Below are 367 nucleotides of genomic sequence, written 5' to 3'. Positions count from 1 at the left end.
CTTGGCGACTATGCTGTCGGCCATCTGGTAAAGGGTCTCAGCGGCAAATGCGGGATCGGCATTCGCGAGCCACAAGCCGATGTAGGTCAGCATGTATTTTCCTGCGAGGCCCTTCTCGATCCCGATGGCAATCATGCCGTCAATCACGGTTTCCAGCATGGCAAAGGCTGTTGCCTGCGGTTGCTCGTCGGTAGCGGCCTGAATGTAGCCGTGAGCCTGAGCCAAGAGGGTCTGGGCAATCGCTCTGGGCTCCATGCAGGTCTCTGCAAGCTTGAGGCCCAGTGCCTGGACTGCGGCGGCTGCCTCGGGGGTGGAGCAAGCCAAGGGCACATCAGCAATAGCCTCGTGGATCAGGCGCTCTGCTTCT

At 60.2% G+C, this 367-nt stretch carries 1 protein-coding gene; it reads right to left on the bottom strand.

Annotation, left to right across the window (positions count from 1 at the left end; all coding sequences use genetic code 11):
* A partial coding sequence (locus OB03_RS14630; RefSeq protein ID WP_461344655.1) for a hypothetical protein occupies window positions 1-367 on the bottom strand: 367 nt, incomplete at both ends.

The sequence above is a fragment of the Brevundimonas sp. GN22 genome (assembly GCF_054824005.1).
This window is presented reverse-complemented; position numbering and strand designations above follow the sequence as displayed.